Genomic DNA, 5,773 nt, shown 5'->3' with positions numbered 1-5,773 from the left:
TCTGTCGAACTGCCCAAGCATAATCATCTTTAATATCGCCAGACATACTACCATTCCAATCTGACTGATATTCTTCTTCCAAATATACGTTGAAGACAAACAAGCCATTTTCCAGCAGTGCTGCATAAACATTTCGGAAGACGCTTGTCAATTCCTCAAGGTTCATCACATAGTTGAGGGAGCCAGTTGTCGAAATAACTGCATGAAAAGTTGGAGGCTGTTTAAAAAAACGTGCGTCATCCAGTAAAAATTCACCGCTAGGTGCATTTTTACGAGCATAATCTAACATTTCTTCAGAGCCATCAATTCCAGTTAATTGGTAGCCTCTTTTTAGTAGCTGTTGTGTCACTTGTCCAGAACCACAACAGAGGTCAATAATCCGCGCTCTTTCGGGGAGGTGCGGTATCAGCAATTTCTCCAAAGGTGGTATCGTTTTCTTGGCAATATCCGCTGCCCAATATTCGTTATATATTCTGGCAAAGGGGTTATAAGCGTTATAAACAGTTGCTAAAGACATCAAAAGTTTTTCCTGGCGCTGTGAGTGGGGTTGAAATCATCGGGACTTATATTAGGAAGCTTTGATAGAAAGTTTTGGTAGAAAGCCTCCATCTTGCAGTTCTGCGACGCTATCTTTAACAGCTTGAATGATGCGATCGCAATCTTCATCTGTATGAGATGTAGACAGAAAATTACCTACACCTCGCAAGAGAATTCCCTTGTGGATTAGATGGTAAAATAACAAATCCATAATTGCCGAAAAAGTCGAATTTTCCGAATCATCATTCCCTGAAACAGCAGGGCCAAACAGAGAACCAAAATTCGCTAACCGGATGGGTAATCCTTCTTGTTCAAAGTAATTATTCAGCGTTAAAACAAATTGAGATGTGCGTTGATTCAACTTTTCCTGAAGTCCAGAACCCTGCATTTTTAGATGTTTTAGTACGGCGCGTGCAGCAGCTATTGACAGTGGATGCTTGCAGTGCGTGCCTGCAAAAAATGTCTTTTTCGTCTGAGGAGAAGAGTTATCGCCATAGTTCCACATACCGCCATCAATGGCATCCATGTAAGCAGCTTTGCCGGCGATAATTCCGATCGGCATACCGCCACCGACAATTTTTCCATAAGTAGCAATGTCTGCTTGAATGCCAAAGTAAGCTTGCGCTCCTCCGGGATGAATTCGGAAACCTGTCACCATTTCATCAAAGATTAACGGGATATCGGATTCTTTTGTCAATTGCCTTAATTGCAACAGAAATTCTTTGGGTTGAAAGTTAGGTCGCCGAGTTTGTACGGGTTCAACTAGAACAGCCGCTAATTCATTTTTATGGGATTCGATCATTTCAAGTGATTGAGGATTTCCGTAATCTAAAACCAAAATATCTGCAACGAAATTTGGCAGGACTCCGGGAGCGATCGGCGTTGCTTGCGCTTTGGCTAGCGTTCCATCAAAATGACCGTGATAAGAACCAGAAAATAAAACAATCTTATGACGACCTGTTACCGCTCTGGCTACACGCACTGCTGTCATTACTGCTTCTGTGCCTGTATTGCTAAAGGTAACTCGTTCCATTTGTGTCAATTCGCAAATTAATTCCGCTACTTCACCTACAAGTTCTATTTGTGGCCCTATGTGTATGCCTAGTTCGAGTTGCTCTTGCAATGCTTCTTTGATAAAAGGTGGATTGTGACCGAAGAGATTGATACCGAATCCCATGATTAGGTCGATATATTCGTTACCATCGATATCCCATATTTTGGAACCTAAAGATTGTTTTGCCACAATTGGATACAACATTTCTTTGACAAAAAAGTTGAATCCATCCGAAACTCTGGTATCGGCTAGAATCGGGCGATATTTTTGGGTGAATTCTTTGGATGTTCGGGTGCTATTGTTATAGCGATCGATAAATTTACTCAGATAACTTTGCTGCAAATTAACTGCTTCTTGAATCATGTATGATTACCTCAGCTTTTGGGAAATGAGTATTCAAGTTTCTGACTCGACGACGGGGAATCTAAAAAGCCGCTACGAATCAGGTATGAAAAGTAAGTGCTAAGCAATTGTGCATCTACTGGCGGACAGGCGATCGATGTTTCTGCAAGTCCATTAATGGTATTTTGGCAGTCGAACTCCAGCACCGCTTTACTATCATCAACAGAAACCTTTTCAGAAAACGTAGAGACAAGCGGATACAAAGCATTTTCCGGTGAATTATCCGCAATATTAAGTAGTTTGGCTTGCCAACTTTCATAGGATATTTCCTCAAGCGGATAACCCATCGCACGAATCCAGTTAACTAATTCATGCCAATGTGCAGGTTGAGGATTTACTAAGTGAAAGTTTTGACCCAGCGATTGTTTCTGTTGGGATAAATGAACGATCGCTTTGCTGGCATAATCCACAGGGGTAATGTTGGCGATCGCGTCCAAATTGGGCGCATATCCGAGTTGGATACAGCCTTTAATTGTTCTGAAAGTATGGTCATTTGTATTGCAAGCACCAGTTCGACTATGCCCAGAAATACGTCCCAGTCTGTAAATAGCGACAGGAATATCTCTGGAACGGGCAATTGTTACTAATTTTTCAGCAACCCATTTACTTTGAGCGTAGCCTCCATTGATTACTTCGCTATTATCGATTTCATCTCCTTCTCGAACAACACGAACTTTGTCAGCACCTGCTGAGGAAAAAACCGAAGTTGTGGAGATAAAATGCACTGGTTTAAGTTTAGCTTGACTTGCCAATCTCAGGATTTCTTGCGTTCCCAAAACATTGGCAGCTTTCAGTGCAGAGTAAGGATAAGTGAAATTAACCAATGCACCATTATGATAGATGACATCGAGTTGATTTGCCATCATCAAAAACTGCTCTTCTGAAAGTCCGAAAAGCGGTTTGGACAAATCTCCTACGATGGGGATAATCCGGGAACTCAGGCTTTCATCCCAAAGCAAATAAGATGCAAGTGTGCTTTGAATTCTTTGTTTGCCTTCTACTGCATTGGTGGAACGAACCAAACAATAAATATCTGCTTCAGTTTGTTGTAAGAGTTCGTAGAGTAAAAACGCTCCTACAAAACCTGTTACTCCAGTCAATAAGATATTTTTCGGTGCGCTGGTGAATTCTACAGGTAGCTTATTTGGACGAATTGTGGGGTCTAGAACAGCTTCTGCATTGAGATCGATCGCATCTTGTCTGCTAATTTTTTCTGTTCCCACTGTCATCTCGATACGTTCGCTCATTCCTGCAACGGTAGGCGCTTCAAACATACTGCCCAAGGATAAACTCACCTGAAAAGTATTTCGCACCTTTGCCAAAAGCTGAGTCATTAATAAGGAATGTCCGCCCAACTCGAAAAAGTTGTCATAGACACCTACTTTTTCTATACCTAAAACTTCCGCCCAAATCTCGGCTAATATCTTTTCAACAGGGGTACGAGGTGCGACAAAAACTGCTTCCAAATCCGGGCGTACTCGCTCAGGTGCAGGTAGCGATCGCCGATCGACTTTGCCATTAGGTGTTAGCGGTAAAGCCTTGAGCATTACGTAGGCAGAAGGCACCATATATTCAGGCAATTTCTCTTTCAAAAAAACGCTCAAATTGCTAATTGTGGGAGCAGATTCTTGAGATGGAACTGCATAAGCGACTAAGCGTTTGTTACCTGGCTCATCTTCTCTCGCGATTACTACTGCTTCCCGCACTCCTGGATGTTGAAGTAGTAATGCTTCAATTTCTCCGATTTCAATGCGGAAGCCGCGAATTTTTACTTGATGATCGATGCGACCGATAAATTCTATGTTGCCATCGGGTAAGTATCTGGCTAAATCTCCAGTTTTGTAAAGACGATTTGAAGTATTTTCATCCTTCGTATTTTTACCTTCTGCCTTTACAAAAGGATTCGAGATAAACTTTTCGGCAGTTAAATCCGGTCGGTTAAGATAACCTCTGGCTACACCAACACCACTGATATACAATTCGCCAGCAACGCCGATGGGAACAGGTTGCAAATAGGAATCGAGTATATAAATTTGGGTGTTAGCAATCGGACGACCTATCGGTACTTGCGTTTTTGATAGTTGCGATCGGCAATGATATACACTGCTCCAAACTGTTACTTCTGTAGGGCCATATTCATTGAATAAAGATGTTTCAGCAATGCGTTTGAGATGATGTTCAACTAACTCTTTTGGACAAGCTTCACCCGCTACGATAACAGTGCGAAGCGAAACTAACTGTTCGGTTTTTGCTTGTGCCAAGATGAGGGCATAAAGAGAAGGAAGACTTAATAAATGGGAGATGCGATATTGGGCAATTAATTCTACGATACTTTGAGGTTCTCGCTGTATGCCTTCAGCAGGAATGTGAAGAGTTCCTCCTTGGCAAAGCGTCCAAAATATACCCGCTACGGAACTATCAAAAGCGAAAGATGAAAGTAATAAAAAGCTGGTGACAGGTTCTTGATAGTAAGTCAGGCGAGCGTTTGTGGAATTAACTATGTTTTGATGGGTTATCTGAACTCCTTTCGGTTTTCCGGTAGAACCAGAAGTGTAGATAACATAGGCGAGGTGAGAAGGCGTTATATCGGTAAGCGGGTTTGACTGGCTTTGCTGTGCGATTTCTTCCCAATCTGCATCCAAACAAACTACTTTTGTTGTCGGTCGATCGCCAATAACTTTTGATAAATGAGCGCTGAGCAAAGATGCCTGGGTTAATAACACTGGCGTTTGAGCATCTTCTAACATGAAAGCTAACCGCTCTTGAGGATAGCTAGGGTCGAGGGGTATGTAGGCTCCACCAGCTTTGAGAATACCGAGAATTCCTACAAACATTTCGAGCGATCGCTCTACACAAATTCCTACCATTACCTCTGGTTTTATTCCCAATCCTTGCAGGTAATGAGCTACTTTGTTAGCGCGTTGGTTGAGTTCGCTATATGTTAGCTGCCGATCTTCAAATAGGAGGGCAATATTGTTTGGTGTGCGTTGAACTTGTGCCTCGAAAAGTTGGTGGATGCACTTGTGTTTTGGATAATCGGTTTCCGTATTATTGAACTCGAATAAAAGTTGGTGAAGTTCGCGATCGCTGAGCAGATTTAGTTGTGCGATCGCGTAGCGGGGCGGATGCCCTATCGCGCTTTGCAATAAAGTTTCAAATTGTCCTGCCAAACGCTTGATATCATCTGCCGATAACAAGTGTGCATTGTAGTGAAATTCTGCAATTATCGCATCTTTTGTACGCACGCAGTCAAGCTTGATTTTAAAGGGTTCGATGCAAGCAAACTGCTTGGTAATGGCAAAAGAAATATCTGCGATCGAATAGTTAGCAGAACCCTCTTCAAACTCAAAACTAAAAGGGCAAAAAGGCACGCCAAACGCGCTTGCATCGGAGCCAACTATTTCTTCCCAAGTAAAACAGTCTTCCCATTTGTAAATCTCTTCCAGCGATTCACCAAGCTGTTTCAATACGTCGGTGAAGCGGAAGTTATCTTCTAGATGACACGAGAAAGGTAAATATTTGGCAAACAAACCTAAAGCTGACTTTAATTCGGCATATTTTCGCCCATCAGTCCTAATACCGACAATAATATCTTGCCCAGTTAAACGCCAGAGTAAAATCTGCCAACAAGCTAAGAGAAATATAGAAACGGAAGTGTTATTTTCGTTAACCAGTTCTTCAATTTTTTTCGTTAAACCAGTATCTATAGTTATACTGATAACTTCTGGTTGAAACTTCGGCTTTTCAACAATATCCTTTTCAAAAGGAAGAGTTAAATTC

3 protein-coding genes are annotated in these 5,773 nt (G+C 41.9%); all 3 read right to left on the bottom strand.

The features are described 5' to 3' along the window. Positions 1 to 517, bottom strand: a 517-nt coding sequence (locus tag H6S82_RS15390) for a class I SAM-dependent methyltransferase (protein WP_191056384.1), incomplete at its 3' end; no start/stop codon positions are given. 51 nt (positions 518 to 568) lie between these two features. Then, positions 569 to 1,954 (bottom strand): aspartate aminotransferase family protein, encoded by a 1,386-nt coding sequence (locus H6S82_RS15385; RefSeq protein WP_190467999.1) that lies wholly within the window; start codon positions 1,952 to 1,954, stop codon positions 569 to 571. Positions 1,955 to 1,965: 11 nt separating this feature from the next. Continuing rightward, positions 1,966 to 5,773: amino acid adenylation domain-containing protein (locus H6S82_RS15380; RefSeq protein ID WP_191056383.1), on the bottom strand; the 3,808-nt coding region annotated here is incomplete at its 5' end.

This window comes from Planktothrix sp. FACHB-1355, assembly GCF_014748295.1.
Taxonomy (GTDB): domain Bacteria; phylum Cyanobacteriota; class Cyanobacteriia; order Cyanobacteriales; family Aerosakkonemataceae; genus Aerosakkonema; species Aerosakkonema funiforme_A.
Note: the sequence above shows the minus strand (reverse complement) of the source record. Positions and strands in the feature narration are given on the sequence as shown.